Source organism: Melaminivora alkalimesophila, assembly GCF_000282995.1.
Taxonomy (GTDB): Bacteria; Pseudomonadota; Gammaproteobacteria; order Burkholderiales; family Burkholderiaceae_C; genus Melaminivora; species Melaminivora alkalimesophila.
In genome coordinates this window covers 1-3,005 of sequence record NZ_ALEE01000171.1, presented here as the reverse complement: position 1 = coordinate 3,005, position 3,005 = coordinate 1, and the positions used below count along the sequence as shown (strand labels likewise).

The following is a 3,005-nucleotide window of genomic DNA, read 5'->3' as shown; positions in this document are numbered from 1 at the left end:
GGCCGGCGCCGGCTTGAGGACGCGCCGCGCCTCGTCCAGCACCTGGGCGTCGCCGTACAGCTGCAGCAGGGCGGCGAGGCCCTCGCGCGATGCCTGGGGGAAGTCGCGCGTGAGGCCGGCCAGCTCGCTCGCGTCCTTGGCGGCGAGCGCGGCGTGCACCTGGTTGAGCCGCCCCAGGTCGACCGGGACGCCGGCCAGCAGGGCGCGCACGATGCGCACGTCCGCCAGGTCCACGCTCACCTGCGCGACCTGCGCGACGCGCAGGCAGGCGAGCGCCAGCTGCACCGCTTCGATGTCGGCCTCCAGGCCCGCGTGGCCGTAGATCTCGGCGCCGAACTGCAGCGGCTCGCGCGTGGCGTGTGGCCGGTCGGGCCGGGTGTGCAGGACCGGGCCGCAGTAGCACAGGCGCGTCACGCCGCGGCGGTTGAGCAGGTGGGCGTCGATGCGCGCGACCTGCTGCGTGGTGTCGGCGCGCAGCCCGAGCATGCGGCCCGAGAGCTGGTCGACCAGCTTGAAGGTCTGCAGGTCCATGGCCTCGCCGGTTCCGGTGAGCAGCGACTCCAGGTGCTCCAGGAGCGGCGGCATGACCAGCTCATAGCCGTAGCTGCGCGCCGTGTCGAGCAACCCGCGGCGCAACTCCTCGATGTGCCGGGCCTCGGAAGGCAACACATCGGCAATGTGATCCGGCAGGACCCAGGCAGACATGGAATGGGAAGGCTGTTGAAAAAGGGATTCTACCGGCACAGGGCGCCGCAGGACCGCCCGCGTGCGACCTGCTGCTCAACGCAGCAACAGCAGCACCAGCGCTCCCGCCAGCATGCTCAGCAGCGCGCAGAAGCGGATCTGTCCGTCGCGCAGCGCGAGCAGCTGCGTGAACAGGCGCCGCCAACCGGCCGGCGACACGAAGGGAAACAGCCCCTCGAGCACCAGCATCAGGCCAAAGGCCGTCCACAGGCTGCCGGACCAGTCCATGTCGGGAAGGGGCCGCCCTCAGGGCGCGCCGCGACCGGTGGCGCCCGAACCGCGCAGCGCCTTGAAGAATTCCGTCGAGGAGGGATCGAGCACCACCACATCGCTCTTGCGGTTGAAGCTCGCCTTGTAGGCTTCCAGGCTGCGGTAGAACTGTGCGAACTGGGGGTCGCGTCCGAAGGCTTCGGCGTAGATGCGTGCGGCTTCCGCGTCGCCCTCGCCCTTGACCTTCTGGGCATCGCGGTAGGCGTTGGCGATGGTGATCTCGCGCTGGCGGTCGGCGTCGGCGCGGATCTTCTCGCCTTCGGCCGCGCCGGTGGAGCGCAGCTCGTTGGCCACGCGCTTGCGCTCGGCCTCCATGCGGCGGTAGACCGATTCGGTGATGGCCTCGACGTAGTCCACGCGCGTGATGCGCACGTCCACCACGTCCACGCCCCAGGGCTTGGCGCCGCGCACGGCCTCGAGCACCTCGCGCTTGACGTCCGACATGAGCGCGTCGCGCTTGGTCGAGAGCAACTCGCGCACGGTGCGGCGGTTGACCTCTTCCTGGAAGGCGTTGCGCACCACGCGGTTGAGCTGCAGCGCGCCGGCGCTCTCGTCGAGGCCAACGTTGCGGATGTACTCGGAAGGGTCGGTGATGCGCCAGCGCACGTACCAGTCGATCACCACGCGCTGCTTCTCCGCCGTCAGCATTGACTCGGTGTCGGAGCTGTCGAGCGTGAGCAGGCGCTTGTCGATGTAGCGCACGTTCTGGAACGGCGGCGGAAGCTTGAAGTTCAGACCGGGCTCGGTGATGACTTCCTTGATCTGCCCCAGCGTGTAGACCACGCCGAACTGGCGCTGGTCGACCACGAAAAGCATGGAACTGAGCAGGGCGAGGGCCACCAGGAAGCTGGCGGCAATGAAACCGATTCTGTTCACGTGGCTGTCCTCCTATCGCGACTCGCGCTCGCGCGAGCGGCCGACGTCACGCAGGCGCGCGTCGCCGGGCAAGGCGCCTGTGGCAGGCGGCGGCGTGGTGCCAGCCGCCGGGGTGGATCCGTCCGAAGCGCCGGCGCCGGCCGCTCCCTGGGCGACGCCCTGCATGATCTTGTCCAGCGGCAGGTACAGCAGGTTCGAGCCCTGGCGCGACTCGACCAGCACCTTGGTGACGTTGCCGTAGATCTGCTGCATGGCCTCCAGGTACATGCGGTCGCGCGTCACCTGGGGGGCGCGCTGGTACTCGGCCAGCACGGACGAGAAGCGCTGGGCATCACCCTCGGCCTGGGCGACGATGCGCGCCTTGTAGGCGGCCGCTTCCTCGCCCAATCGCGAGGCCGCGCCGACCGCGCGCGGGATGACGTCGTTGGCGTAGGCCTGGGCCTCGTTCTTGGCGCGCTCGCGCTCCTGGCCGGCCTTGAGCACGTCGTCGAAGGCGGCCTGCACCTGCTCGGGCGGACGCACCCCACCCTGCTGCAGGTTGATGCCCACCACCTCCACACCGACGCGGTAGCGGTCGAGGATGGTCTGCATCAGCTGGCGCACGCGCGGGGCGATCTGGTCGCGCTCCTCGGCCAGGGCCGAGTCCATGCGCATCTTGCCGACCACCTCGCGCACCGCCGTCTCCGCCGCCTGCACCACCGCATCGGCCGGGTTGCGGCTCTCGAACAGCCAGGCGCGCGCGTCGTTGAGGCGATATTGCACCGCAAACTTGATCTCGACGATGTTCTCGTCCTCGGTGAGCATGGCGGACTCGCGCAGGCCGGTGCTCTTGATGATGCTGTCGCGCCCGACGTCCACCGAGCGGATCTGCGTGACGAACACCAGCTCGTGGCGCTGGATGGGGTATGGCAGGCGCCAGTTGAAGCCGGCGTTGACCGTGCTCTTGTACTTGCCGAACTGCGTGATGACCGCCTGCTGGCCTTCCTGCACGATGAAGAAGCCAGTGCCCAGCCAGATCAGCACGGCGATGGCGGCAATGACACCGACGCCCATGCCGGCGTTCTTCATGTCGGGCTGGAAGTTCCCGCCGCCCAGCGGACCCGTCGGGCCGCCGC

General features: G+C 69.4%; 4 protein-coding genes. All 4 read right to left on the bottom strand.

Annotation, left to right across the window (positions count from 1 at the left end; genetic code table 11):
* Positions 1–705 (bottom strand): ATP phosphoribosyltransferase regulatory subunit (locus A612_RS02830; RefSeq protein WP_019373089.1); only part of this gene is annotated, 705 nt, incomplete at its 3' end.
* Positions 706–780: 75 nt separating this feature from the next.
* The gene (locus tag A612_RS02825) at positions 781–972 is read right to left on the bottom strand and encodes a DUF2065 domain-containing protein (RefSeq protein WP_019373088.1); all 192 of its coding nucleotides are present in this window, start codon (positions 970–972) and stop codon (positions 781–783) included.
* 18 nt (positions 973–990) lie between these two features.
* Positions 991–1,890, bottom strand: coding sequence for a protease modulator HflC (hflC, locus tag A612_RS02820; protein ID WP_019373087.1), 900 nt, complete (start codon positions 1,888–1,890; stop codon positions 991–993).
* A 12-nt stretch (positions 1,891–1,902) separates the two neighbouring features.
* On the bottom strand, positions 1,903–3,005 hold a 1,103-nt coding region (hflK, locus tag A612_RS02815; protein ID WP_019373086.1), incomplete at its 5' end, for an FtsH protease activity modulator HflK.